The 25,136-nt window shown below is 38.7% G+C and carries 22 protein-coding genes; 19 read left to right on the plus strand and 3 right to left on the minus strand.

Annotated elements, in window-relative coordinates; translation table 11 throughout:
* Positions 1-197: 197 nt before the first annotated feature.
* From AB3I42_RS05370 to deoD, 13 genes are all read left to right on the plus strand, one after another.
* Positions 198-2,330, plus strand: coding sequence for a hypothetical protein (locus tag AB3I42_RS05370; protein ID WP_306690303.1), 2,133 nt, complete (start codon positions 198-200; stop codon positions 2,328-2,330).
* 5 nt (positions 2,331-2,335) lie between these two features.
* Positions 2,336-2,518, plus strand: coding sequence for a hypothetical protein (locus AB3I42_RS05375; RefSeq protein ID WP_010736790.1), 183 nt, complete (start codon positions 2,336-2,338; stop codon positions 2,516-2,518).
* 168 nt (positions 2,519-2,686) lie between these two features.
* Positions 2,687-3,703, plus strand: a complete 1,017-nt coding sequence (locus AB3I42_RS05380) for a LacI family DNA-binding transcriptional regulator (protein ID WP_081123098.1) — start codon at positions 2,687-2,689, stop codon at positions 3,701-3,703.
* 140 nt (positions 3,704-3,843) lie between these two features.
* On the plus strand, positions 3,844-5,145 hold the full coding sequence (locus AB3I42_RS05385; RefSeq protein WP_034697695.1) for a pyrimidine-nucleoside phosphorylase: 1,302 nt from the start codon (positions 3,844-3,846) through the stop codon (positions 5,143-5,145).
* Between the two features lie 14 nt (positions 5,146-5,159).
* Positions 5,160-5,822 carry a deoxyribose-phosphate aldolase gene (deoC, locus tag AB3I42_RS05390; RefSeq protein ID WP_010720473.1) on the plus strand — a complete coding sequence of 221 codons (663 nt, stop codon included), beginning with the start codon at positions 5,160-5,162 and terminating at the stop codon, positions 5,820-5,822.
* 17 nt (positions 5,823-5,839) lie between these two features.
* Positions 5,840-6,238 carry a cytidine deaminase gene (locus AB3I42_RS05395; protein WP_010720472.1) on the plus strand — a complete coding sequence of 133 codons (399 nt, stop codon included), beginning with the start codon at positions 5,840-5,842 and terminating at the stop codon, positions 6,236-6,238.
* 73 nt (positions 6,239-6,311) lie between these two features.
* Positions 6,312-7,394, plus strand: coding sequence for a BMP family protein (locus AB3I42_RS05400; RefSeq protein ID WP_010720471.1), 1,083 nt, complete (start codon positions 6,312-6,314; stop codon positions 7,392-7,394).
* 502 nt (positions 7,395-7,896) lie between these two features.
* Complete coding sequence (locus AB3I42_RS05405; RefSeq protein WP_240210812.1) at positions 7,897-9,459, plus strand: ABC transporter ATP-binding protein; 1,563 nt, start codon at positions 7,897-7,899, stop codon at positions 9,457-9,459.
* A complete protein-coding gene (locus AB3I42_RS05410) occupies positions 9,452-10,585 on the plus strand; it encodes an ABC transporter permease (RefSeq protein WP_010720469.1) in 1,134 nt (377 codons plus the stop codon). The genes AB3I42_RS05405 and AB3I42_RS05410 overlap by 8 nt, the downstream gene beginning before the upstream one ends.
* The gene (locus AB3I42_RS05415) at positions 10,585-11,541 is read left to right on the plus strand and encodes an ABC transporter permease (protein ID WP_010720468.1); all 957 of its coding nucleotides are present in this window, start codon (positions 10,585-10,587) and stop codon (positions 11,539-11,541) included. Before AB3I42_RS05410 ends, AB3I42_RS05415 begins: the two co-directional genes overlap by 1 nt.
* 97 nt (positions 11,542-11,638) lie before the next feature.
* Positions 11,639-12,805, plus strand: coding sequence for a phosphopentomutase (gene deoB, locus AB3I42_RS05420; protein ID WP_010720467.1), 1,167 nt, complete (start codon positions 11,639-11,641; stop codon positions 12,803-12,805).
* Positions 12,806-13,017: 212 nt separating this feature from the next.
* Positions 13,018-13,836 carry a purine-nucleoside phosphorylase gene (locus AB3I42_RS05425; RefSeq protein WP_010736792.1) on the plus strand — a complete coding sequence of 273 codons (819 nt, stop codon included), beginning with the start codon at positions 13,018-13,020 and terminating at the stop codon, positions 13,834-13,836.
* A gap of 21 nt (positions 13,837-13,857) precedes the next feature.
* The gene (gene deoD, locus AB3I42_RS05430; protein ID WP_204639680.1) at positions 13,858-14,565 is read left to right on the plus strand and encodes a purine-nucleoside phosphorylase; all 708 of its coding nucleotides are present in this window, start codon (positions 13,858-13,860) and stop codon (positions 14,563-14,565) included.
* Positions 14,566-14,619: 54 nt separating this feature from the next.
* Here deoD and gpmA read toward each other — a convergent pair whose 3' ends face one another.
* From gpmA to rpiA, 3 genes are all read right to left on the minus strand, one after another.
* Positions 14,620-15,306 (minus strand): 2,3-diphosphoglycerate-dependent phosphoglycerate mutase, encoded by a 687-nt coding sequence (gene gpmA / locus AB3I42_RS05435; RefSeq protein WP_010720464.1) that lies wholly within the window; start codon positions 15,304-15,306, stop codon positions 14,620-14,622.
* 308 nt (positions 15,307-15,614) lie between these two features.
* A complete protein-coding gene (locus AB3I42_RS05440; RefSeq protein ID WP_010720463.1) occupies positions 15,615-16,196 on the minus strand; it encodes a recombinase family protein in 582 nt (193 codons plus the stop codon).
* Positions 16,197-16,333: 137 nt separating this feature from the next.
* Complete coding sequence (gene rpiA, locus AB3I42_RS05445) at positions 16,334-17,017, minus strand: ribose-5-phosphate isomerase RpiA (protein ID WP_010736793.1); 684 nt, start codon at positions 17,015-17,017, stop codon at positions 16,334-16,336.
* 308 nt (positions 17,018-17,325) lie between these two features.
* Here rpiA and rpsL point away from each other — a divergent pair, with 308 nt between their 5' ends.
* The 6 genes from rpsL to nagE all read left to right on the plus strand — a co-directional run bounded on the left by rpsL (position 17,326) and on the right by nagE (position 24,998).
* Complete coding sequence (gene rpsL / locus AB3I42_RS05450) at positions 17,326-17,739, plus strand: 30S ribosomal protein S12 (RefSeq protein WP_002294318.1); 414 nt, start codon at positions 17,326-17,328, stop codon at positions 17,737-17,739.
* Positions 17,740-17,830: 91 nt separating this feature from the next.
* Positions 17,831-18,301 carry a 30S ribosomal protein S7 gene (gene rpsG / locus AB3I42_RS05455; RefSeq protein ID WP_010720461.1) on the plus strand — a complete coding sequence of 157 codons (471 nt, stop codon included), beginning with the start codon at positions 17,831-17,833 and terminating at the stop codon, positions 18,299-18,301.
* 78 nt (positions 18,302-18,379) lie between these two features.
* Entirely contained in the window at positions 18,380-20,464 is a 2,085-nt protein-coding gene (gene fusA / locus AB3I42_RS05460) for an elongation factor G (protein WP_010720460.1), read from the plus strand.
* Between the two features lie 171 nt (positions 20,465-20,635).
* Positions 20,636-21,823 (plus strand): elongation factor Tu, encoded by a 1,188-nt coding sequence (gene tuf / locus AB3I42_RS05465; RefSeq protein ID WP_010720459.1) that lies wholly within the window; start codon positions 20,636-20,638, stop codon positions 21,821-21,823.
* 352 nt (positions 21,824-22,175) lie between these two features.
* The gene (locus AB3I42_RS05470; protein WP_010736794.1) at positions 22,176-23,012 is read left to right on the plus strand and encodes a PRD domain-containing protein; all 837 of its coding nucleotides are present in this window, start codon (positions 22,176-22,178) and stop codon (positions 23,010-23,012) included.
* A gap of 9 nt (positions 23,013-23,021) precedes the next feature.
* Positions 23,022-24,998 carry an N-acetylglucosamine-specific PTS transporter subunit IIBC gene (gene nagE / locus AB3I42_RS05475; RefSeq protein WP_131773309.1) on the plus strand — a complete coding sequence of 659 codons (1,977 nt, stop codon included), beginning with the start codon at positions 23,022-23,024 and terminating at the stop codon, positions 24,996-24,998.
* Positions 24,999-25,136: the final 138 nt, after the last annotated feature.

Genomic DNA, 25,136 nt, shown 5'->3' on the forward strand with positions numbered 1-25,136 from the left:
TCTAGGTCATGGGAATATGGAGATCGTAAAAAAGTTGATGAAAGGAGTGAGACACTTCGCTAACTAGTGGAACTTTTTCCTATTGAAAAGTGGCGTATTTCAAGGAGCTAATAATTGAATAACGTTTCTTCCTTTTTTAGAAAACAAAACTAGCATGGTATTGAAAAATTTGAGTGACTTGAAAGGAGAATAAAAAGATGACACAAACCAGAATGATAGTAGATACTAAATCTATTTTAGAATTACCCATGTATAACCAGGAAAACGTATTAAGGTATTTAGAAAAAGACCATGTCGAAATGGCTACAACATTTAAAGCATGGGAAGAAAAGGCGAAGGGGATCGTCCAGAACAATAAAACGAAAAGAGAAAAATTAAATAGCAAAAGAGAAAAAAGTGAAGTTCAGCCAGATGATCAACATGTTGCTTTAACAAATGAACTTTTAGATCTCTTAGATGGATTAGTACATCATGGTTTGCATCAGTATCGTCCCACGCTGGTGTCTAAGTATAAAAATCTATTGATATGGAAAGATCAAGAAAAATTTGATTTCTTACTTAAGAATCGAGATGCTAAGAACGGGTTCACTCAAATCATGAATGACAAGCCTATGATTAAGCTTTACCAAAAAAAACCAAAGAAATTTGCTCAGATCAAAAAAGGCTACCATTCTCAAAAAAACAACGATGTCCTATTTGTTGGAAACATGCTGCTGTTTGAACTACTTGATTTTTCTCGCTCAGAGAGGGAACAACTGGTAAAAGAATTTCTAACCCATACGATTCCCAACGATCAGCGACGAGACAACTTAAATCAAGAAATTCAAAATCGTCCTGCGGCAACGCTTGACAAGCTTTCACAGAGAAATAAAACAGTCTATTGGGAGTTTGTTAGTATTAGAAGTGTGGCAGATTATTCTAAAGTAAAACATGTGAAAGAACAAATTGATCATCAAGATGGATTGACTCCAGAAGAAAAACAGGCACTTCATAACGATTTAGATGCACGTATCGCCAAATTTAATAGTCAAGCTATACTGTTTGAAGAAGCAGTTGCGGATTTAAGTGAAAAAAATAAGGATTTACATAAGATGTTCAAAAAAGATGTACCACAAGAGCGAATTGACTTGCTCAAAGGAATCAAAGATGAGTCAAATTTGGATTGGCTAACAAAGAATGTGTTGACCGAAGAATTAGTAAGAAAACAAGTGGCTCAAGAAAAACTAGATACATATAAAGCACTGATGAGTGACAAACAATTGACCCGAGAAGTGGTAGCTAGCATCAAACAAAGCAAAGAGTATTCAGAAGAAATAAAAAAAGCTCTCATTTCTGAAATTAATCCCTCAGAGGAAGCGAAAAAGAACAACATCAAAAAAATATCAGTTATCAAACAGGAATTTTTCATTAGAAAGCAACTGTTAGAAGTACTAAAAGAACGAGTGGCAACGGATAAAACCTATCAGCCGCTTTTTGAACAAATAGAAAAAGCCACGAATAGTAATGAAAAACAAAAGGAACATGTAACTGCTCAAAGTGATATCAAAGAGTGCCAAAAGTTTATAAGTGAAAATAAATGGGAAGAGGAAATGATTAAAAGAATCAATCAAGAGGAACGAATCCCTCCACATTTGAAAGTAATCGTTTTATCTGAGTTAAAGGAACCAACAGCAAAAAATCAACGAGTTGGTGGAGAAAATCGGCAAGATTCCACACTTGTTGCTCTTGTTTTAAAGTCTCACGTTCAAAATATACAACTAGGATACCAACAAGAGGTTTATCAAAAGACGAAGAAGGAGCAACAAATTGATCATCGCATGATTAAATACGAACAAAAGTTACAAAAAATTCTAAAGATAAGAACAGGACTCTTTGATGCCATAAATAGATTTGAGAGCCAAGAGAAACAACTGATAGGGGATGGGGGAAAGATTTCTGTTCCCAAGGATGAACAAGAAAAAGCCAGTCAACAAGCTACGCTGACTAAAAAAGATTTGCAAGAGAATGAAGAGCAGAGGCTAGCTATGGATATCGGAGAGCTTCTTATGAAAGGAAATACGGCAGACTATTTTCAGGCAGTCGATAAACATGATTTAAACTTTTTAAATCTTAGGCAACAAGTAAGGCAAGATCCAAAGATTCCTATTGACAATAAAAAACCTTTCCTTGAACAGCTAACAACGATGATCGCCACGGATCGAACGGCAGGTTATCAAAAAGAGCTTCAACTTTTTTCATCTGTTCGAGAAAAGATTCTAGAACTCCATAATGAAATCTTAAACGATCAGGAAATAGCTCATGATGAGAAAAAATACTTCTCAAGCAGGTAGATGGAATGGTAGGAGCGATTGAAAAACGGGATTCTGAACATCTAGCTGCTGATAATTTAGTAACCCAAAGTCAGAAGTCTTCTTTGAGTGAGAAAGTAACTAGTGCAATCAATAATAGAAAAGATCAATCGCTAGTTACTCAAGCTAATGAAAAAACTCCTATGAAAGAGAAGAACAATGACAGATGATCGGCAGTTACAGCAGTTTTTAAGAAGTCAGTTTAGGAAATTGGCACTTTCCAAGCTATTTATTTTTATTAGTGAATAAAAGATTTTTTCTTATTTTTTTCTATCTATTCTTTTTTATATGCTTTTGGTAAACTAAAAAAGAATTTACATCATAAAGGAGGAGAAGAAGTGAAACTAACGATCCGAGACATTGCAGAAATGGCAGGTGTTTCAGTCACCACTGTATCACAAATTTTAAATAATAAAGGGAGCCGCTTTAGTGATAAAACACGAAAAAAAGTCCTGAATATTGTTAACGAGCACCATTATAAACCAGATTACTTTGCCTCGAATGTGATCAATCGTCATTCTAAAACGATTGGTATGATCGTGCCAGATGTCACTGACTTCTTCTTTTCTAAATTGATTGAAGGGGTCGAGAGTTACTTGAATCCACTGGGGTATGTGATCATGCTTTGCAACTCTCGTCATAGTCAAGAAAATGAAATCAAGTATTTAAAAGAATTGGCTCATCGCTCAGTGGATGGAATCTTATTGGCTACGCCCAATGTTTTGCCAGATGACTATTCTTTAGATAGTGATTTTTATAAAAATATGCCGATTATTTTGATTGATCGTGGATTGAATACCAGAGATAATGGTCGGTTGATTGTAAAAGAGTATGAGGGGGCTTATCAAGCAGTTTCTTTGTTTATTAAGAACGGTCATACCAAAATCGGTATGCTCAAAGAAACAACAGGCTATTACCAGTTAGAAGAACGGTTCAACGGGTATCGTCATGCACTAAAGGATCATGGAATCCCTTTCAATGGAAAGTATGTAGAACAAGGGGAGTTGACGGTCCAAGGTGGATACGAGGCGTCTAAACGGCTCTTAAAGCACAAAGATCTTACAGCAATTTTTTGTGGAAATGACGCAATGGCGATTGGTTGTTACCAAGCGATTGATGAATTAGGCAAAAAAATCCCCGATGATATTTCAGTTATTGGTTTCGATGGGTTGAAGTTATCCGAGTATATGATCCCTCAATTGACAACAGTGAAACAGCCAAGTTCTGATATTGGATTTTATGCCGCAAGATTTTTGATCGACACGATCGAGTTCCCACAACGCAAAGTTCCGAACAAAGTCTTTGAAACAAAATTAATTATTCGTGAGAGCATAAAAACATTGACAAAGGGATAACTCAGCGTTATATTGCTTATGTAAGTGTTTACAAAGGCAGTGAGTAGCTCTTTGTATTCTTAGTAAACTGGTTTACTAAAGTGGTTTACCTTTTGGAAAATTCCTGTATAATACCGAATGAAGACGAGGAGGATCAAGCAATGCGAATGGTGGATCTGATTGAAAAAAAGCGAGACGGAAATGAATTATCGACAAAAGAAATCGAGTATATTATTACAAAATACACGAATGGTGAAATTCCAGATTATCAAATCAGCGCATTGTTGATGGCGATCTTTTATCAAGATATGACCGATAGAGAAATCACGGATTTAACACTTGCCATTGCCCACTCAGGAGATGTCATTGATTTAAGTCCTTTAGATGGGATCAAAGTGGATAAACATTCTACAGGTGGTGTGGGAGATACGACAACGTTGATCTTAGCACCTTTAGTCGCAAGTGTGGGTGTTACAGTTGCCAAAATGTCTGGTAGAGGTTTGGGGTATACAGGTGGTACGCTGGATAAACTAGAAGCAATTCCTGGATTTCAAATCGAACTTTCTGATGAAGCGTTTATCCGAATTGTCAATGAGAGTAAAGTGGCTGTTATTGGACAATCAGGAAATCTTGCACCAGCAGATAAAAAACTTTATGCTTTGCGGGATGTGACTGCGACAGTGGATTCGATTCCTTTGATTGCCAGTTCGATTATGAGTAAGAAAATTGCCGCAGGAGCAGATGCGATCGTTTTAGACGTGACGACAGGTGACGGCGCCTTTATGAAGAATATTGAAGATGCTAGACGTTTAGCAAAAACAATGACTAGTATTGGAAAATTAGCTCATCGTCAGACAGTAGCCGTAATTTCTGATATGTCTGAACCTCTTGGTGAAGCAATTGGTAATAGTCTTGAAGTTGTGGAAGCAATTGAAACGTTAAACGGCAATGGACCAGAAGACTTGCTGGAAATGTGTTATGCATTAGGGAGTCAGATGGTGGTCTTAGCCAATCAAGCAGCAACAATCGAAGAAGCTAGAAGTTTACTGCAAGAAGCGCTAGAATCTGGCAAAGCCTTAGACAAATTTAAGGAAATGATCCGTAATCAAGGTGGAGATGACTCTATCGTAGACCAACCAGAACGATTACTGACAGCTAAGTATGTTGTTGAATTGCCAGCCAAATCGAGTGGTATTGTCTCAAAACTCGTTGCGAATGAGTTGGGGATTGCAGCTATGATGTTAGGTGCAGGACGCAAAACTAAAGAAGATGATATTGATCACGCAGTTGGTCTTAAATTAAATAAAAAAATTGGTGATCCTGTAAAAGAGGGAGAATCATTGTTGACAATCTACAGTAATACAAAAGAGATTTCTTCTGTTCAAGAATTGCTCTATCAAAATATCCAAATTAGTGACTCGGCTGAAAAGCCTACGTTGATACATGATATCATCACCGAATAAAAGGAGAGAAAAAAATGGAATTGAACCGAATGATCGATCACACCATCTTAAAAGCAGATGCTTCTCAAGAAGACGTTATGCGAATTATTGAAGAAGCAAAGAAATACCATTTCTATTCTGTTTGTATCAACCCAACATGGGTCGCACTAGCAAAAGAACAATTAAAAGGCGAACCAGTGGCAGTATGTACAGTAATTGGCTTTCCTTTAGGAGCTAATACTGCTGAAACTAAGGCTTTTGAAACTACAAATGCGATTGAAAATGGCGCAGATGAAGTGGATATGGTCATCAATATTGGGGCAATGAAGTCTCAACAGTTTGATAAAGTCCAAAAAGATATTGAAGCAGTGGTTGCAGCGGCCAAAGATCGTGCTTTAGTCAAAGTCATCATCGAAACAGCTTTATTAAATCATGAGGAAATTGTAAAAGCTTGTGAGCTGGCAAAAGCCGCTGGGGCAGACTTTGTTAAAACTTCTACAGGATTTTCAACTGGAGGAGCAAAAGTCGAAGATGTTCGTTTAATGCGTGAAACTGTTGGACCTGAAATGGGTGTAAAAGCATCTGGTGGTATCCATAACGAAGCTGAAGCTTTGGCAATGATTGAAGCTGGTGCGACAAGAATTGGTACCAGTGCAGGAGTTTCGATTATGTCAGGATCTACTGGCGAAGGCTATTAAGTAGTAAGGGGAAGCTTATGACAGAAGTGAAGCAAGAATGGATCAACATTGCAGTAGAAGCATTGGATAAAGCATATGTACCATATTCACATTTTCCAGTAGGTGCATGTTTAGTCACTGAATCTGGAAAAACGTATCAAGGGGTCAACATCGAAAATGCCTCGTTTGGTTTAACCAATTGTGCGGAGCGCACGGCTTTTTTCAAAGCTGTTTCTGAAGGAGAAAAAGAGTTTACTCATTTAGTAGTGGCTGGTCATACGCCAGAGCCAATTTCTCCTTGTGGTGCTTGTCGTCAAGTAATGGCTGAGTTTTGTGTACCAGACATGCCGGTAACTTTAGTAGGGGATAACGGTGTGACTAAGGCAATGACGGTTAAAGAACTATTACCTTACGCCTTTACAGAAAAAGATCTATAGAATTATCACTCATGTTCATTCAGTCAGCTGACTGTTGAAAAATAAAACAATTATTTTAGGGGGCTTTACAGAAATGAAAAAAGCAAAATTATTTGGTTTAAGTGCTGTAGCGTTATCTGCTGGGTTATTATTGGGCGCATGTGGCAGCGGATCAGATTCAACTGATTCAACCGGTGGAAACAGCGGTTCAAAAACAGCAACTGCAGCATTGATCACAGATACGGGCGGTGTTGATGACCGTTCATTCAACCAGTCAGCTTGGGAAGGACTACAAGCTTGGGGGAAAGATCATGATCTATCACGTGGAAATGATGGGTTCCAATATTTCCAATCAGCAAATGAATCAGATTATATCCCTAATATTGACCAAGCTTTGAATGCAGGTTTTAAAACAATCTTTGGTATTGGTTATAAATTGAAGCCAGCTATTGAAGAGCAAGCTGCATCAAATCCTGAAACAAACTTTGCTATTATTGATGACGTTATCGACGGCAAAGACAACGTGGTTTCAGCAACATTTAAAGATAACGAAGCTTCTTATCTTGCTGGGATTGCCGCAGCTTACACAACTGAAACAAACACTGTTGGTTTCATTGGTGGGGTAAAAGGTGAAGTAATCGATCGTTTTGACGCAGGATTCAAAGCTGGTGTAGATGCTGGTGCAAAAGCTTTAAACAAAGAAATTAAAGTCTTGAATCAATATGCAGGAGACTTCTCAGCGCCAGATAAAGGACGTTCAATTGCTCAAGGAATGTATGCACAAAATGCAGATATCATTTTCCACGCATCTGGTGGTACTGGTAACGGTGTATTCCAAGAAGCGAAATCATTAAACGAATCAGGCGACAAAAAAGTTTGGGTTATCGGGGTTGACCGTGACCAATCGGACGAAGGCGAATACACTTTAAACGGTGAAAAGAAAAACTTTACTTTGACATCAACTCTAAAAGGTGTAGGAACTGTTGTTGAAGACTTAGCTCAAAAATCAGCTGACGGTGATTTCCCTGGTGGAGAACATACCGTTTACGGATTGAAAGAAGACGGTGTTGGTATCACAAAAGGTCAACTTTCAGAAAAAGCAGAAAAAGCTGTGAATGAAGCAAAAGAAAAAATCATCTCAGGAGATATCAAAGTACCAGAAACTCCTGAAAAATAATCAAACGAATTTCTATAGCCTTGTTGGACAATTGTTTGACAAGGCTATGGTTTAGTAAATAACTAACGATTGTTTCTTTATCAAGATGTTGCTGAGAAGCTATTTTCGTTTTTTTGTTCTTAATTCTTGAAGTAGAACATGCTGCTCACAGCCTCTTACTAAACGGCGTTCAAGAAGCAGCTCCTCAACAATAAGCGATGATTTTTAAAAATATGAGAAGCTATTTTAAAAAATCCTCTCTTATTTGCTCGGAGCTAAACGCTTCTTTCACAGCCTCTTGCTAAACGGCATTCAAAGAGCTGACCTTCGGCATTAAGTCAAAAAATCTCAAAACATGAAAAGCTGTTTCGAGATTTTCTTCCTTAATGCTCAGGTCAAAACGCTCTTTTCACAGCCTCTTGATAAGGGAATAATCCCCTGAAGTTTTTGCTTCAATTTGAGATTTTATGAAAAATCTTTGTTAATCGTTGCCTAGATAGAAATCGTTAGGATGTGAAAAATTGTGGTTCAAGAAAATATTGTCATCGAAATGCGGAATATCACCAAACAGTTTGGTACGTTCAAAGCAAATGACAACATCAACTTGCAAGTGAAAGCAGGAGAGATCCACGCTTTACTTGGAGAAAATGGTGCCGGAAAATCAACCTTGATGAATGTGCTCTCAGGCCTTTTAGAGCCAACATCAGGTGAAATACTGATGCATGGGAAAGAAGTGAAAATTACAAGTCCGACAAAAGCGAACCAGCTAGGTATCGGAATGGTCCATCAGCACTTTATGCTTGTGGATGCATTTACTGTTACTGAAAATATTGTTTTGGGAAGTGAGCCAAGTCGAGCAGGGGTACTTGATCGTCGCCAAGCACGTGAAGAAATCCAAAAGCTTTCTGAACAATATGGTTTATCGGTCAATCCTGATGCGTATGTCCGAGATATCTCTGTTGGAATGGAACAACGGGTAGAAATTTTAAAAACACTTTATCGTGGGGCAGATGTCTTGATTTTTGACGAACCTACAGCAGTATTAACGCCACAAGAGATTGACGAACTGATTGTAATCATGAAAGAGTTGGTCAAAGAAGGAAAATCGATCATTTTGATCACCCATAAGTTAGATGAGATTAAAGCTGTAGCAGATCGTTGTACAGTTATCCGTCGTGGTAAAGGGATTGGTACAGTAAATGTAAAAGATGTCTCTTCACAACAATTGGCAGATATGATGGTTGGACGTACGGTTTCATTTAAGACAATGAAGAAAGAAAGTCAGCCTCAAGAAGTTGTGTTATCGATTGAAAATCTAGTGGTTAAAGAAAACCGAGGATTGGACGCAGTCAAAGACTTAAGTTTAGAAGTACGAGCAGGAGAAGTTTTAGGAATTGCTGGTATTGATGGTAACGGACAGTCAGAATTGATCCAGGCGTTAACCGGTTTACGTAAAGCAGAAAGTGGAACGATCCGCTTAAAAGATGAAGATATCACGAATAAAAAGCCAAGAAAAATTACGGAGGCTGGTGTAGGACATGTGCCCGAAGACCGTCATAAGTATGGCTTAGTTCTGGATATGACGTTAGCGGAGAATATTGCTTTACAAAATTACTACCAAAAACCTTACAGTAGGAATAGCTTATTGAATTATTCTTTGATAAATGAACATGCACGTGAATTAATCGAAGAGTATGATGTTCGGACAACGAATGAACTTGTGCCAGCAAAAGCATTATCAGGTGGGAACCAACAAAAAGCAATCATCGCTCGGGAAATCGATCGTGATCCTGACTTGTTGATCGTTGCTAATCCGACACGTGGACTAGATGTTGGAGCAATCGAGTTTATTCATAAACGTTTGATTGAACAAAGAGACAAATACAAAGCGGTCTTATTGATTAGTTTTGAATTAGAAGAAATTTTGAATGTTTCTGATCGTATTGCGGTACTCCACGAAGGAAAAATCGTGGGAATCGTTGATCCAAAAGAAACTTCTGAAAATGAACTAGGATTACTTATGGCGGGCTATTCTTTAGAAGAAGCAAGAAAAGAGTTAGAAAAGGTTGGTGGCGCACATGAATGATCGCAATGAAAAGATACGTAATCTCCTAGTTCCTATTTTTTCGGTAATTCTAGGTTTAGTTTTAGGTGCTATCTTGATGGCAGCTTTTGGTTATAACCCAGGCCAAGGTTATTCTTCAATGTTAAATGCGTCCCTTGGTTCTCAAAGAAGTATTGGTGAAACATTACGGCAAGCAACACCGTTGATTTTTACTGCATTAGGTTTTTCTGTTGCGAACTCAGCAGGATTCTTCAATATCGGGCTTTCGGGACAAGCACTCTGTGGTTGGATCGTTAGTGTGTGGGTAGCACTTGCCTTTCCTGATCTGCCAAAAGTCATTTTATTACCGACTTGTGTGATTTTAGGTGCTTTGGCAGGAGCTTTGGCTGCGGCTATCCCAGGGGTATTAAGAGCCTTTTTCGGTACAAGTGAAGTAATCGTCACTATTATGATGAACTATATTTTACTTTATTTAAGTACTTTTGCTTTACATGACATCATGCCAGATACGTATCGTTCAAGCTTAGATTCTTCAAATTTGATTGGGCAAAATGCTTCTCTTAGATTACCTTGGCTGACACAAATGTTTGGCGGTTCTCGTGTAAATGCTGGTTTGTTTTTAGCATTGATTGCACTGGTTGTTGTTTGGCTATTGATGAAGAAAACGACGTTAGGCTTTGAAATTCGTTCGGTAGGTCTAAATCCTTTTGCTTCTGAGTATGCTGGAATGAGTAGTAAACGTACGATCGTCTTCTCCATGATGATTTCAGGCGCTTTAGCAGGACTTGGTGGAGTAGTCGAAGGATTAGGAACGTATCAAAACTTTTTCGTTCAAACAACTTCCTTAGCCATCGGATTTGACGGAATGGCTGTGTCACTGTTAGGTTCTGGTTCAGCGATTGGAATTTTACTTTCAGCACTCTTGTTCAGTATCTTGAAAATCGGTGGTTTGGGGATGCAAACAGGTGCCGGTATACCATTTGAAATCGTAAATGTATCGATTGCATTGATTATTTTCTTTGTTGGGATCAACTTCTTGATTCGTTTCATTATGGCGAAATTCTTCCAAGGTAAAAAACAAGAAGCGATCGTGGAGACTGTTGAATCGAAACCAACAAATCAGAGTCAAGAAGGAGGAGAATTATAATGTCAACAACTGAGTTAATTGCTTTAATCCTCACTTCAACGTTGGTTTATTCAACACCATTAATTCTTACATCTTTAGGTGGAACTTTTTCTGAACGAAGTGGGATTGTCAATGTAGGTTTAGAAGGCATCATGGTTATGGGTGCTTTCAGTGCGGTAGTATTTAATCTAACCATGAGTCCTACCTTAGGAGACATGACACCATGGATCGCTATTTTAGTCGGTGGGATAGTTGGTGTGTTATTCTCTTTATTACATGCAGTAGCAACTGTTAGTTTACGTGCAGACCATATCATCAGCGGGACAGTTATCAACTTGATGGCACCAGCTTTGGGTGTATTTTTAATTAAAACATGGTATGGAAAAGGACAAACTGATAACATTTCAGTTAACTTAGGATATTTCTCATTTCCTGGATTATCAAAAATTCCAGTAATTGGACCAATTTTCTTTAAAAATACATTTTTACCAGCTTATTGTGCCATTTTAATTGCGATTCTTGCTTGGTTTATTATCTTTAAGACAAAGTTCGGACTTCGCTTACGTTCAGTGGGTGAAAATCCTCAAGCAGCGGATACATTGGGAATCAATGTTTACGCGATGCGTTATTCTGGGGTATTGATCTCTGGTTTACTTGGCGGAATGGGTGGCGCAGTATTCGCTCAATCGATTTCAGGGAATTTCTCTGCCGGAACGATCGTAGGTCAAGGGTTTATCTCAATGGCTGCTATGATCTTCGGTAAATGGAATCCACTAGGGGCCATGGGCGCTTCTTTATTCTTTGGTTTTGCGCAAAGTTTAAGTATCATCGGAGCTCAATTACCAGTGATTTCTTCGATACCGCCAGTATTGCTGCAGATTGCACCTTACCTATTAACCGTTATTGTGTTAGTAGCGTTCTTAGGAAAAGCATCTGGACCTAAAGCGAACGGTAAAAATTATATAAAATCAAAATAAACTTTTAGTGAATAAAAAGGGTGGGTTACGGGAAATGTTTTTTCGACTCGCCCTTTTTGATTTAATAGCAATAATAAAAAAGAAAGAAGGAATAATCATGTTTAAACGCGTACATTTGATTGTCATGGATTCAGTAGGAATCGGTGAAGCGCCAGATGCTGAAAAATTTGGTGATAAAGGTTCAGATACACTAGGGCATATCGCAAAAGAAGCTGGTTTGACAATTCCTCATTTAGAACAGTTAGGATTAGGAACGATTCGCCCATTAGAAGGTGTCGAAGCGGTTAAAAACCACCAAGGCTATGCCACTAAATTAGAGGAAGTATCTGTAGGAAAAGATACAATGACCGGTCACTGGGAAATCATGGGTCTGAACATCAAGACACCATTTCGAGTATTTCCTAACGGTTTCCCTGATGAATTACTCAAACAAATTGAAGACTTCTCAGGACGCAAAATTGTTTGCAATCAACCATATAGTGGAACCGCTGTTATAGATGACTATGGTGAACATCAAATGAAAACTGGTGATTTGATCGTCTATACGTCCGCAGATCCAGTTCTACAAATTGCTGCGCATGAAGAAATTATTCCTTTAGAAGAACTTTATCGGATTTGTCAGTTCGTTCGTGACATTACTAAAGACGACCCATACATGATTGGTCGAATTATTGCGCGACCTTACGTTGGAGAACCAGGTAATTTTACTCGTACGAGCAACCGACATGATTACGCATTGGATCCATTCGGGCATACGGTTTTAGATTCATTAAAAGAAGCAGGAAAAGACGTTATCGCTGTTGGAAAAATCAACGATATCTTCAACGGTCAAGGGATTACAGAGTTCGTCCGTACGAAAAGCAACATGGATGGCGTTGACCAATTATTAAATGTGATGAAAAAAGAGTTTACAGGGATCAGTTTTACTAATTTAGTTGATTTTGATGCATTATTTGGACATCGTCGGGATGTTGTAGGTTATGCCCACGCAATTGAAGATTTTGATTTACGTATTCCTGAAATATTAGAGGCAATGGCAGAGGACGACTTACTGATGATTACTGCTGACCATGGAAATGATCCAACATTCCCTGGAACAGATCATACACGTGAATATGTACCATTATTAGTTTTCAGCAAAAAAATGCAAGGACAAGGAAGCTTGCCACAAGGCTACTATTCAGATATCGCAGCAACGATTGCTGAAAACTTCGATGTTCCTGCTACCGAAAACGGCGAAAGTTTCTTAAAACTTTTGAAATAGGAATGACAGACCGCGTTTGAAAATTTGACCTGAAAAAGCGTAACTAAGATAGGTCAATCATTTTGTTCAAAGAGCCATCTTGCTTTAACAGTATCAATCAAGAGGTGAAAAAGCCTTGTTAATCAGGCATACCTGTTTTTTTAGCTAGTCGAACGACAGGGCTTCTAACCTCTTGACTTCTGTAGAAAAAAATAGTTAATAGGAGAAAGTAAATGACCCAATTAAGCGAAATGTTACAAGAAACGACTCAATTTATTCTAGAAAAGGGCGTAAAAGAAATTGATTTTGGTTTGATCTTAGGTTCAGGTTTAGGAGAGTTAGCGGAAGAAATCGAGGAAGCGATCGTGATTCCTTATGACCAAATCCCATTTTTCCCAACATCAACAGTTGTCGGCCATGCTGGTCAATTAGTCTATGGTACCTTGTCTGGTAAAAAAGTTCTGGCAATGCAAGGACGATTCCATTTTTATGAAGGTCATTCAATGCAAACTGTCACTTATCCTGTGCGGGTAATGGCAGCATTAAAGGCTCATTCGGTGATTGTCACGAATGCAAGTGGTGGGGTAAATGAATCATTTGTTCCTGGCGATTTGATGTTGATTACTGATCATATCAACTTCACAGGTCAAAACCCATTGATTGGTCCTAACGAAGATGAGATCGGTCCACGCTTCCCTGATATGAGCGAGGCGTATACCTTAACTTACCGTGAAGTAGCCAAAGAGGCTGCGAGCCAATTAGATTTGACTCTTAAAGAAGGGGTATATATGGGCTATTCTGGACCAACATATGAAACACCAGCAGAGATTCGGATGTCACGTACGATGGGAGCAGATGCAGTCGGAATGTCCACTGTGCCAGAAGTGATCGTTGCAGCACATAGCGGATTGAAAGTTCTCGGCATTTCATGTATCACTAATTTAGCAGCAGGCATGCAAGCGAACCTTAACCATGAAGAAGTGGTGGAAACAACGCAACGTGTCAAACAATCATTTAAGGCATTGATTAAAGAAGTATTAGTATTACTATAACTGAATCAAGGAGAGTGTCAGATGAGCGTACACATTGAAGCAAAACAAGGAGAGATCGCTGATAAAATACTACTTCCAGGCGATCCTTTACGAGCAAAGTATATTGCTGAAATATTTTTAGAAGATCCAGTATGTTACAACCAAGTTCGTGGGATGTTAGGTTTTACTGGAACCTACAAAGGCGAACGTGTTTCGGTACAAGGAACGGGGATGGGGATGCCGTCAGCAACGATCTATGCCCATGAATTGATTCATTCATACGGTGTGAAAAAATTGATACGAGTGGGTACATGTGGTGCATTATCTAAAGATGTCCATGTTCGTGATCTTGTTTTAGCCCAAGGAGCAGCTACTAGTTCTTCGATGATCGAGAAAAATTTCCAAGCCTTTCATTTTCCGCCGATCAGTGATTTTAATTTATTGTTGAAGGCGTATGAAATTTCAAAAGACAAAGGATTTACCACACATGTAGGAAATGTTCTCTCGGAAGATTCATTTTATAAAGATGATTCAACAGAAACGTTTAAATTAGCTGAATTAGGTGTGCTAGGTGTGGAAATGGAAGCAGCTGCTTTATACTATTTGGGAGCAAAATATCATGTCCAAACATTAGCAATCATGACAGTGAGTGACCATTTGCTTACCGGAGAAGAAACAACTGCAGAAGAACGACAAACGACATTTAACGAAATGATCGAAGTCGGATTAGAAACAGCAATCGCAGATTAATAAAAGAAGTGAGCGAGTGATTCAATTGAATCGCTTGCCCACTTTTTTTATTTATTATAAATAGTATTTTTTAGCAACTGTCAAGTCATCGTTTAATTCATAAACAAGTGGTTGACCAGTTGGAATTTCAAGATCCATGATATCTTCATCAGAAATTCCTTCGATGTGTTTTGCTAAAGCACGTAGAGAGTTACCATGTGCAGCTACTAAAACAGTTTTGTTGTCTAGTAAAGCTGGAGCAATTTCGTCTTGCCAGAATGGTAAAGCACGTTCTAAAGTAACTTTCAAGTTTTCGCCACCAGGAATATCGCGTTTGTCTAACATTGCATAACGACGATCGTTTGCAGCAGAACCTTCGTCACTTTCGTCCATCAATGGAGGAAGAGTGTCGTATGAACGACGCCAAATGTGTACTTGGTCATCTCCATATTTTTCAGCTGTTTCTTTTTTGTTCAATCCTTGTAATTTACCATAATGACGTTCGTTTAAGCGCCATGATTTGATTTGAGGAACCCAAAGTTGATCTGAGTGTTCTAAAATCAAATTACATGTTTTGATGGCACGAGTTAAAACTGAAGTGTAAGCAACATCAAATTCAATTCCAGCTTCTTTGATTTTGCGTCCGCCTTCTTTGGCTTCTTCGATTCCTTCTGGTGCTAAGTTTACGTCAGCCCAACCAGTAAATTGGTTTAATGCATTCCATTCACTAAGACCATGACGAGAAAAAACTAATTTTGGCATGTTTAGCTCTCCTTTAAAATAGGTTATATTTCTGAAAATTTCAGTTCTGCTTTATTGTACAATTTTTTTGACTAGATTTCCATTGAAAAATGAAGTTAATGAAAGGGAAAATCAGAAGATAGACAGATAAAAAAACAAAAATAATTCTTACAGTGACAGATAAACAGAGGTAGGTGGGTCAATGGCTGCACTGTCATTGATCCACCTACCTATTCATTATATACAGTTGATTCGTCTTTAGCAGACAGTCTGCGTTTGTTGCGCCAATCCATTTTTAAATGAAAGAATATCAAGATGTAGGCAGTCGTTTAAGATAATTGCTGAATCTCTTTTTCTGGAAGATTGATATATTTATAACAGGTTCCGACTGATACACCACATTTAGTAGAAATTAATTGGATCGTTTCTTTTTTTTCATAATAAAGCCGACGAATTTTTTTAATTGTTTTTGGATCGATTTTTGGACGACCCCCGATTTTACCTTTTTTACGTGCTTCATCTAACCCAACAAGTGTCCGTTCCTTGATTAAAGAGCACTCCATAATGGCTAATCCTTCCATTAGTTGAAAATAGATTTTCCCCATCGGTGTACGCGTATCGATTTCTTCTTGGATACTAACTAGGTGTAAGCCACGATCTTTGAATAATTGTGTGAGTTCTGTTAGCTGACGAGTGGACTTCCCTAGACGATGAAGTTGACAGATAACTAAAGTATCGCCTTGTCGCATTTCCTTGATTACTTTTTCTAAACAAATATTATTAGACACCGCATCTTTAGACTTGTATGTCTCGTGAAAAATCTCCTGACAACCAAAATTAGAGAGTTGCTCCACTTGTGTTGTAAGATCAACATCATTTATGGTTGTGCGTGCATAACCAATAATCTTCATGGTGATTCCTTTCTAGCAATGATTTTCTGTCTATAGATAACAGTAAAAATGTAGCATAAAGTCCATTGAAAAGATAGTTTTTTTATGTTTTTAAAATGAACTATTTTTGCTAATTTTTATAACTAATATCAGGGTTGTTATTTTTGATGAGGTGAGTCGATAATTGATACGCCTTGTGCGGAGCCGACAACGACTTTTGAAACCATATTTAAAAACAGTCCATGTTCAACGACACCAACCAGTTGATCAAGGTACGTTGCTAAAGCTTCAGGGTCATTGATCACTTCTAAATGTAAGTCAATAATGTAATGACCACTGTCTGTTTTGACTATCTGACCTGTTTCGGTTTGACGTAAAACAGGTTGGTAACCTTTCTCATCAAAGATCCGCATCAATTGTTGAGCGCCATAAGGAATCACTTCTACTGGAAGAGGGAACTGCCCAAGTTGCTCCACTAATTTTGATTCATCAACGATCCAGATGACTTGTTTTGAATACGTAGCAACAATTTTTTCAAAAAGTAATGCTGCGCCACCACCTTTAATTCCTTGAAATGCTTTACTGATTTCATCAGCACCATCGATCGTGAGATCAACTACGGGTACTTCATCAATACTCTTAAGAGGGATACCTAATTTTTCTGCTTGTTCTTTAGTGGCATTCGATGTAGTGACACCAGTGATGTTTAATCCTTCTTCACGCATTCTTCTACCAATTTCTTCTACCATATAATAGGCTGTAGAACCGGTACCCAAACCAACGATCATTCCGTCCTTCACAAATTTAGCTGCTTCAATTCCAGCTGCTTGTTTCAAATTCATCTGTTGTTCCCACCTTTTCTTTCGTCTCTATTCATAGCTATTTTATATTGAATGATTGGAAAAAGATAGCGTCCTTTTTTTAATTTCAAATGGCTAAAAAAAATACATAACACTGGTTGACAGAGTACTTTATTCATGATATCCTAACCAAGGTGCTTTATCTACAGGTCTCTGGTAAAGAGACGTGCTGACTGTTTATCAAAGCATATTTGATAAAGATGCAGAATTGCATTTATTTTTTATCGCAAAAAAAGAACCACCTGGATGTGTGGAACTAGACGCGAATCGTGGGAAGGAGGAAACAAGGAATGCCTACAATTAACCAATTAGTACGTAAACCTCGTAAATCAAAGGTGGAAAAATCTAATTCACCTGCTTTGAACAAAGGATATAACAGCTTTAAGAAAACTCAAACAAACGTGAACTCTCCTCAAAAACGTGGGGTAGCAACACGTGTGGGTACAATGACACCTAAAAAACCGAACTCAGCTTTACGTAAATATGCTCGTGTTCGTTTGTCAAACTTAATTGAAGTTACTGCTTATATCCCAGGGATTGGTCACAACTTACAAGAACATAGCGTAGTATTACTACGTGGTGGACGTGTAAAAGACTTACCAGGGGTACGTTACCATATCGTTCGTGGTGCACTTGATACAGCTGGTGTAAACGACCGTAAACAAAGCCGCTCTAAATACGGTACTAAAAAACCTAAAGCTTAATTTTAATTATTAAACAAATGAAACTTGTTCTTACTATGTTAAGAGAGTAAGGCAATTACTATGAAGAATATTTCGGAAGGAGGAGTTACGGATGCCACGTAAAGGTCCTGTTGCAAAACGTGATGTTTTACCAGATCCTATTTATAACTCAAAATTAGTAACTCGCTTGATCAACCGTGTAATGGTTGACGGAAAACGCGGTGTTGCAGCTAGTATTATTTATAACGCCTTTGATTTGATTAAAGAATCTACAGGTAATGATCCATTAGAAGTGTTTGAACAAGCTATGAAAAATGTTATGCCTGTTCTTGAAGTTAAAGCACGTCGTGTTGGGGGTTCAAACTATCAAGTACCAGTTGAAGTTCGCCCTGAACGTCGTACAACTTTAGCTCTTCGTTGGGTAGTAAACTACGCTCGCTTGCGCGGTGAACACACAATGGAAGAACGCTTAGCAAAAGAAATCATGGATGCTGCAAACAACACTGGTGCTTCTGTTAAAAAACGTGAAGACACTCATAAAATGGCTGATGCCAACCGTGCATTTGCTCATTATCGTTGGTAAGATCCTCTCTGCCTGTTGGGGTAAACGACAGCAGAAAGTCAATTTACAATCGATTTAAATAAAGAGAGGAGTAAGAAAATGGCAAGAGAATTTTCGCTAGAAAAAACTCGTAATATTGGTATCATGGCTCACGTTGATGCAGGTAAAACTACAACAACAGAGCGTATCTTGTACTATACTGGTAAAATCCATAAAATTGGTGAAACCCACGAAGGAGCTTCACAAATGGACTGGATGGAACAAGAACAAGAACGTGGTATCACAATTACATCTGCTGCGACTACAGCGCAGTGGAAAGGTTACCGTGTAAACATCATCGACACACCAGGACACGTAGACTTCACAATTGAAGTTCAACGTTCTCTACGTGTATTAGATGGTGCGGTAACTGTACTTGACTCACAGTCAGGTGTTGAACCTCAAACTGAAACAGTTTGGCGTCAAGCAACTGAGTACCGAGTGCCTCGTATCGTATTCTGTAACAAAATGGATAAAATCGGTGCGGACTTCTTGTACTCAGTAAAATCATTGCATGATCGTTTGCAAGCAAACGCGCATCCAATCCAATTGCCAATCGGTGCTGAAGAAAACTTCACTGGTATCATCGACTTGGTTAAGATGAAAGCTGAAATCTATACAAATGACTTAGGAACAGATATTCAAGAAACTGAAATTCCTGAGGAATATTTAGAACAAGCTCAAGAATGGCGCGAAAAATTAGTCGAAGCTGTTGCTGAAACAGACGAAGAACTAATGATGAAATATCTTGAAGGTGAAGAAATCACACAAGAAGAATTGATTGCTGGTATCCGCCGTGCAACAATTAATGTTGAATTCTTCCCTGTATTAGCTGGTTCAGCGTTCAAGAACAAAGGGGTTCAATTAATGTTGGATGCCGTTCTTGATTACTTGCCTTCTCCAGTTGATATCGAAGCAATCAAAGGGATCGATACAAAAACAGACGAAGAAACAACACGTCCAGCTGACGATGAAGCTCCTTTTGCTTCATTAGCGTTTAAAGTAATGACTGACCCATTCGTAGGTCGTCTAACTTTCTTCCGTGTTTATTCTGGTGTCCTTGAAAGTGGTTCATATGTATTGAACGCTTCTAAAGGCAAAAAAGAACGTATCGGACGTATTCTACAAATGCACGCCAACACTCGTCAAGAAATTGATAAAGTGTACTCAGGTGATATCGCCGCTGCTGTTGGATTGAAAGATACAACAACTGGGGATACATTATGTGCATTAGACTCACCGGTTATTCTTGAGTCAATCGAATTCCCTGACCCAGTTATCCAAGTTGCTGTTGAACCTAAATCAAAAGCAGACCAAGATAAAATGGGTGTTGCGTTGCAAAAACTTGCAGAAGAAGATCCTTCATTCCGAGTTGAAACAAACGTTGAAACTGGTGAAACTGTTATCTCAGGTATGGGTGAGTTGCACTTAGACGTTTTAGTAGACCGTATGAAACGTGAATTTAAAGTTGAAGCAAACGTTGGTGCTCCACAAGTTTCATACCGTGAAACATTCCGTGAAGCAACAAAAGCTGAAGGTAAATTCGTACGTCAGTCTGGTGGTAAAGGTCAATACGGTCACGTATGGGTTGAATTTACACCAAACGAAGAAGGTAAAGGCTTCGAATTTGAAAATGCAATCGTCGGTGGGGTCGTTCCTCGTGAATACATCCCTGCTGTTGAAAAAGGACTAGAAGAATCTATGAATAACGGTGTTCTTGCTGGCTATCCATTAGTGGATATCAAAGCAAAACTTTACGATGGTTCATACCATGACGTCGATTCAAATGAAACAGCCTTCCGTGTTGCTGCATCTATGGCTTTAAGAGCTGCTGCAAAACACGCACGTCCTGTTATTTTAGAACCAATGATGAAAGTAACGATTACTGTTCCAGAAGATTACTTAGGTGATATCATGGGACACGTAACTAGCCGACGCGGTCGCGTTGAAGGTATGGAAGCACATGGTAACTCACAAATCGTTAATGCGATTGTTCCATTGGCTGAAATGTTCGGTTACGCAACAACATTGCGTTCAGCAACTCAAGGACGCGGTACATTTATGATGGTATTTGACCACTATGAAGATGTTCCTAAATCAGTCCAAGAAGAAATCATTAAGAAAAACGGCGGTAAAGCTGAATAATTTCTTAAAACAAGATCGTCTGTTTGACAGATTATCTAAAGAGACTGTATTTTTAATATAGTTTCGTGTAAAATAATTATCGATGATATGGGCATGTGATAGACTTTTGGTTTATCACATACCTATCAGACAAATAAAAAATATATTGTATTTTTAGGAGGACATTTTAAAATGGCAAAAGAAAAATTTGACCGTTCTAAACCACACGTTAACATTGGTACAATCGGACACGTTGACCACGGTAAAACAACTTTAACAGCAGCAATCACAACTGTACTATCTAAGAAAAACGGCGGCCAAGCTATGGCTTACGATCAAATCGATGGTGCTCCAGAAGAACGCGAACGCGGAATCACAATTTCAACAGCTCACGTTGAGTACGAAACTGACACTCGTCACTACGCTCACGTTGACTGCCCAGGACACGCGGACTACGTTAAAAACATGATCACTGGTGCTGCTCAAATGGACGGAGCTATCTTAGTAGTTTCTGCTGCTGATGGTCCTATGCCTCAAACTCGTGAACATATCCTATTATCTCGTCAAGTTGGTGTTCCATACATCGTTGTATTCTTGAACAAAGTAGATATGGTTGACGACGAAGAATTACTAGAATTAGTTGAAATGGAAGTTCGTGACTTATTAACAGAATACGAATTCCCTGGTGACGATGTTCCTGTAGTTGCTGGTTCAGCTTTGAAAGCTTTAGAAGGCGACGCTTCATACGAAGAAAAAATCCTTGAATTGATGGCTGCAGTTGACGAATATATCCCAACTCCAGAACGTGACAACGACAAACCATTCATGATGCCAGTCGAAGACGTATTCTCAATCACTGGTCGTGGTACTGTTGCTACAGGTCGTGTTGAACGTGGACAAGTTCGCGTTGGTGACGTTGTAGATATCGTTGGTATCGCAGAAGAAACAGCTCAAACAACAGTTACTGGTGTTGAAATGTTCCGTAAATTATTAGACTACGCTGAAGCTGGAGACAACATTGGTGCTTTACTACGTGGTGTTGCACGTGAAGACATCCAACGTGGACAAGTTTTAGCTAAACCAGGTACAATCACACCTCATACAAAATTCTCTGCAGAAGTATACGTGTTGACAAAAGAAGAAGGTGGACGTCATACTCCATTCTTCACTAACTACCGTCCACAATTCTACTTCCGTACAACTGACGTAACAGGTGTTGTTGAATTACCAGAAGGAACTGAAATGGTTATGCCTGGCGACAACGTAACAATGGAAGTTGAATTAATCCACCCAATCGCTATCGAAAACGGTACTAAATTCTCAATCCGTGAAGGCGGACGTACAGTTGGTGCCGGTGTCGTTACTGAAATCAAAGCTTAATCTTTGATCAACTGAATTGTAAGCAACATTGTATTCGGACAATAAAAAGTCATGGTGTCATTAGACATCATGGCTTTTTTTATGGCTTATTTTAAACTTTATTGAGTAAATGAAAGCATTTTGTTTGACAAAAGGAAAAAAGATGTTGACAAAAAAACGTTCCCTCGATAAAATTAAAGCGTTAACATATTTATTTTTCATGTGACTAGATCATACTAGGCATGGGAAGATTCCGTCGATAAGGAGACTTTGGTGGAATTTTTCTATGCTTTTTTTGTTGTCAAGCTTAGGATTGATAAAGGATGATTGGTTCATGAAGTAACTTTAATTCTGCAGAAAAAGGGTTATTATTATGAAAATCAAAAAGATTTTTAATCAAAATGCGGTCTTAGTCGATGACGATGGACAAGAAAAGGTCGCAATTGGTAAAGGTGTTGGATTCGATAAAAAGCGCAATGACTTGATTTTTCATCGAGAAATTGAGCGGATGTTTGTGATGGAGCCAGAAAGTCAAATGAAACTACAAAGTTTGCTGAATCAAATTGACGAAAAGTTTCTTTTTGCTGCTGAACACATTATTGATCATGCAGAAACAGTTTTAATGAAAAAGCTGAATGAGCATGTGTTGATCGCGTTAACGGATCATATTGCTTTTGCTGCTGAAAATATTCGTAATGGAATTGTTATTCGAAATAAATTACTGCGAGAAATCGAGGCGCTGTACCACGAAGAATTTAGTATTGCGCAATGGGCAGTTGATTATTTGAATCACACTTTAGCTATTCCTTATACATATGATGAAGCGGGTTATATAGCGATACATATCCATAGTGGTCATAGCGGACAAACTAGTAATCATCGTAGCATTCGCGAAGTCACGATCGTGTCGGAAATTATCCAGTTGATTGAAAAAGAGCTGAGGATCGATATCCATTCCGAACAAATGGCACTGAATTATTCTCGTTTAGCAAACCATCTTCGGTTGTTGATCCAACGGTATCACAATCAGCAGTATGCGGTCTTAGACGAGGAGATTATTGAGATAGTCAAACGAAAATATTCAGGAAGTTATGCAGTCGCAAAAAAAATTCGAGTACTTTTAACTAAACAATATCAAATGTCTATTACAAGCGAAGAACTTGGTTATTTAGTTATTCATATCGAACGCTTGCGAGGGACAACAGAATAGGAGAACAAAATGAAAACATACTTACAACGAATGGGACGTTCCTTGATGTTACCAGTAGCAACCCTACCAGTAGCTGCTTTATTCATGGGGATTGGTTATTGGATCGATCCGACTGGTTGGGGTGGCAATAACATTTTTGCTGCTTTTATGATCAAAGCTGGAGGAACAGTCTTAGATAATTTAGGAATCATTTTTGCTGTTGGGTTAGCATTGGGGATGTCTAAGGACAAAGATGGTTCATCAGCATTGGCAGGATTGATAGCCTTTTTAGCACCAGTCACATTAGTCAATAGTGCTTCTGTCGCATTGTTTACTAAAGTGGATGTTGAAAAAGTGAATATCGCTTTTGATGCAATCAATAATAAAAATGTATTTATTGGAATTTTGGCAGGCTTAGTCGCTGGTGCGATGTATAATCGCTTCAGCGGAGTTAAATTGCCAATGGCGTTATCTTTCTTTAGTGGAAAACGAGCAGTACCAATCGTAACAGCTGGTTTAATGGCAATTATTTCTGCTTTATTGATTTTTGTTTGGCCACCAGTTTATGATACATTGGTTAGTTTCGGTGAATTGATCTCTGGAATGGGCGCGTTAGGTGCTGGTCTATATGGCTTCTTCAACCGTTTGCTGATTCCAACTGGTTTACACCATGCACTGAACAATGTTTTTTGGTTCAATTTAGCTGGAATTGATGATATCGGTAAATTCTGGGCAAGTGAAGGGGTAAAAGGAGTCACCGGTATGTACCAAGCTGGTTTCTTCCCGGTCATGATGTTTGGGTTACCTGCTGGTGCACTTGCTATCTATCAATATGCGCGACCAGAAAAGAAAAAAGTGACCGCATCTTTGATGTTAGCTGCCGCTTTCGCTTCTTTCTTTACAGGGGTGACTGAACCGTTAGAATTTTCATTTATGTTTGTCGCTTGGCCATTGTACGTCGTTCATGCTGCTTTAACAGGGATTTCGATGTTTATCGCAGCAACCTTCCATTGGACAGCGGGCTTTAATTTTAGCGCCGGCTTTATTGATTTCTTCTTAAGCTTACGTGTACCTATTGCCAATCAACCATTAATGCTATTGGTATTAGGCTTGGCGATGGGTGTGATTTATTACTTTACATTTTTATTTGTCATCAAAAAATTCAATTTGATGACTCCGGGGCGTGAAGAAGATACTGGAGTTGCAGAAAATGGGGAAGTAGGAACAGTGCCAACTGGTGACAATCGATTTGCCACGCTAGCTAATCAACTTTATCAAGCATTAGGTGGTGCAGCGAACGTTGTTTCCATTGACAATTGCACGACACGTTTACGCTTGTATGTAAAAGATACGGCAAAAGTTGATCAAGGGAAAATCAAAGCGACTGGCGTTCCAGGCCTGAAAGTAATTGATGCCAAAAATATTCAAGTGATCGTTGGAACGGAAGTCCAATTTGTTGCAGATGAAATGAAAAAAATTCATGGAAGTAGTGGCAAAGGAACTGCTCAGTCCACGCCTACTGTGACAACCAAAACAGTCGTTGATCCACAAAACCAAGATATTTTTGCGGTAGCAAATGGGAAGCTAATGCCAATCACAGAAGTGGCAGATGATGTCTTTTCACAAAAAATGATGGGAGACGGGTTTGCGATTCTACCAACGAATGGCGAAGTGTTTGCTCCAATCGCTGGTACGATTATCAATATTTTTCCAACGAAACATGCAGTTGGTATCAAAACGGAATCAGGAATTGAAGTTCTCTTGCATATGGGGATCGATACTGTGAACTTAAAAGGAGCGCCTTTTACGATCTACGTTGAAGAGGGACAAAAAGTTGCACGTGGTCAATTAATTGCAACCATGGACTTGGTGGCACTACAATCGGCAAACAAACAATCAGATCTGATCGTTGCTTTTACCAATGGTGAAAAAGTGGCGAAGCTAACGATGGATGCTAGTGGGGTAGTTAAAGCAAATGCTGTGATTGGTCATGTTAAGAGTAATTAAGGAAGAAAACTACTGACACCAATCAATAGTTACTTATTTTCATCGTTTCGTCTATTCATTACTTTTATGTACTCTGATGTATCGTGTAAAACATCGAAGACAGGTTTTTGCCTGCTTCGGTGTTTTTTGTCTTTTTTG

This window comes from Enterococcus sp. C53 (assembly GCF_040887425.1).
In the GTDB taxonomy this organism is placed as follows: Bacteria; Bacillota; Bacilli; order Lactobacillales; family Enterococcaceae; genus Enterococcus_B; species Enterococcus_B hirae.

Excerpts from the sequence above, each read along its gene's own strand:
- AB3I42_RS05370 (WP_306690303.1), top strand. The coding sequence starts at position 198 with ATGACACAAACCAGAATGATAGTAGATACTAAATCTATTTTAGAATTA.
- deoB (WP_010720467.1), top strand. The coding sequence starts at position 11,639 with ATGTTTAAACGCGTACATTTGATTGTCATGGATTCAGTAGGAATCGGT.
- deoC (WP_010720473.1), top strand. The coding sequence starts at position 5,160 with ATGGAATTGAACCGAATGATCGATCACACCATCTTAAAAGCAGATGCT.
- AB3I42_RS05425 (WP_010736792.1), top strand. The coding sequence starts at position 13,018 with ATGACCCAATTAAGCGAAATGTTACAAGAAACGACTCAATTTATTCTA.
- AB3I42_RS05410 (WP_010720469.1), top strand. The coding sequence starts at position 9,452 with ATGAATGATCGCAATGAAAAGATACGTAATCTCCTAGTTCCTATTTTT.
- rpsG (WP_010720461.1), top strand. The coding sequence starts at position 17,831 with ATGCCACGTAAAGGTCCTGTTGCAAAACGTGATGTTTTACCAGATCCT.
- AB3I42_RS05385 (WP_034697695.1), top strand. The coding sequence starts at position 3,844 with ATGCGAATGGTGGATCTGATTGAAAAAAAGCGAGACGGAAATGAATTA.
- fusA (WP_010720460.1), top strand. The coding sequence starts at position 18,380 with ATGGCAAGAGAATTTTCGCTAGAAAAAACTCGTAATATTGGTATCATG.
- tuf (WP_010720459.1), top strand. The coding sequence starts at position 20,636 with ATGGCAAAAGAAAAATTTGACCGTTCTAAACCACACGTTAACATTGGT.
- AB3I42_RS05415 (WP_010720468.1), top strand. The coding sequence starts at position 10,585 with ATGTCAACAACTGAGTTAATTGCTTTAATCCTCACTTCAACGTTGGTT.
- deoD (WP_204639680.1), top strand. The coding sequence starts at position 13,858 with ATGAGCGTACACATTGAAGCAAAACAAGGAGAGATCGCTGATAAAATA.
- gpmA (WP_010720464.1), bottom strand. The coding sequence starts at position 15,306 with ATGCCAAAATTAGTTTTTTCTCGTCATGGTCTTAGTGAATGGAATGCA.
- rpsL (WP_002294318.1), top strand. The coding sequence starts at position 17,326 with ATGCCTACAATTAACCAATTAGTACGTAAACCTCGTAAATCAAAGGTG.
- rpiA (WP_010736793.1), bottom strand. The coding sequence starts at position 17,017 with ATGAATTTGAAACAAGCAGCTGGAATTGAAGCAGCTAAATTTGTGAAG.
- AB3I42_RS05470 (WP_010736794.1), top strand. The coding sequence starts at position 22,176 with ATGAAAATCAAAAAGATTTTTAATCAAAATGCGGTCTTAGTCGATGAC.
- AB3I42_RS05440 (WP_010720463.1), bottom strand. The coding sequence starts at position 16,196 with ATGAAGATTATTGGTTATGCACGCACAACCATAAATGATGTTGATCTT.
- AB3I42_RS05395 (WP_010720472.1), top strand. The coding sequence starts at position 5,840 with ATGACAGAAGTGAAGCAAGAATGGATCAACATTGCAGTAGAAGCATTG.
- AB3I42_RS05400 (WP_010720471.1), top strand. The coding sequence starts at position 6,312 with ATGAAAAAAGCAAAATTATTTGGTTTAAGTGCTGTAGCGTTATCTGCT.
- AB3I42_RS05375 (WP_010736790.1), top strand. The coding sequence starts at position 2,336 with ATGGTAGGAGCGATTGAAAAACGGGATTCTGAACATCTAGCTGCTGAT.
- nagE (WP_131773309.1), top strand. The coding sequence starts at position 23,022 with ATGAAAACATACTTACAACGAATGGGACGTTCCTTGATGTTACCAGTA.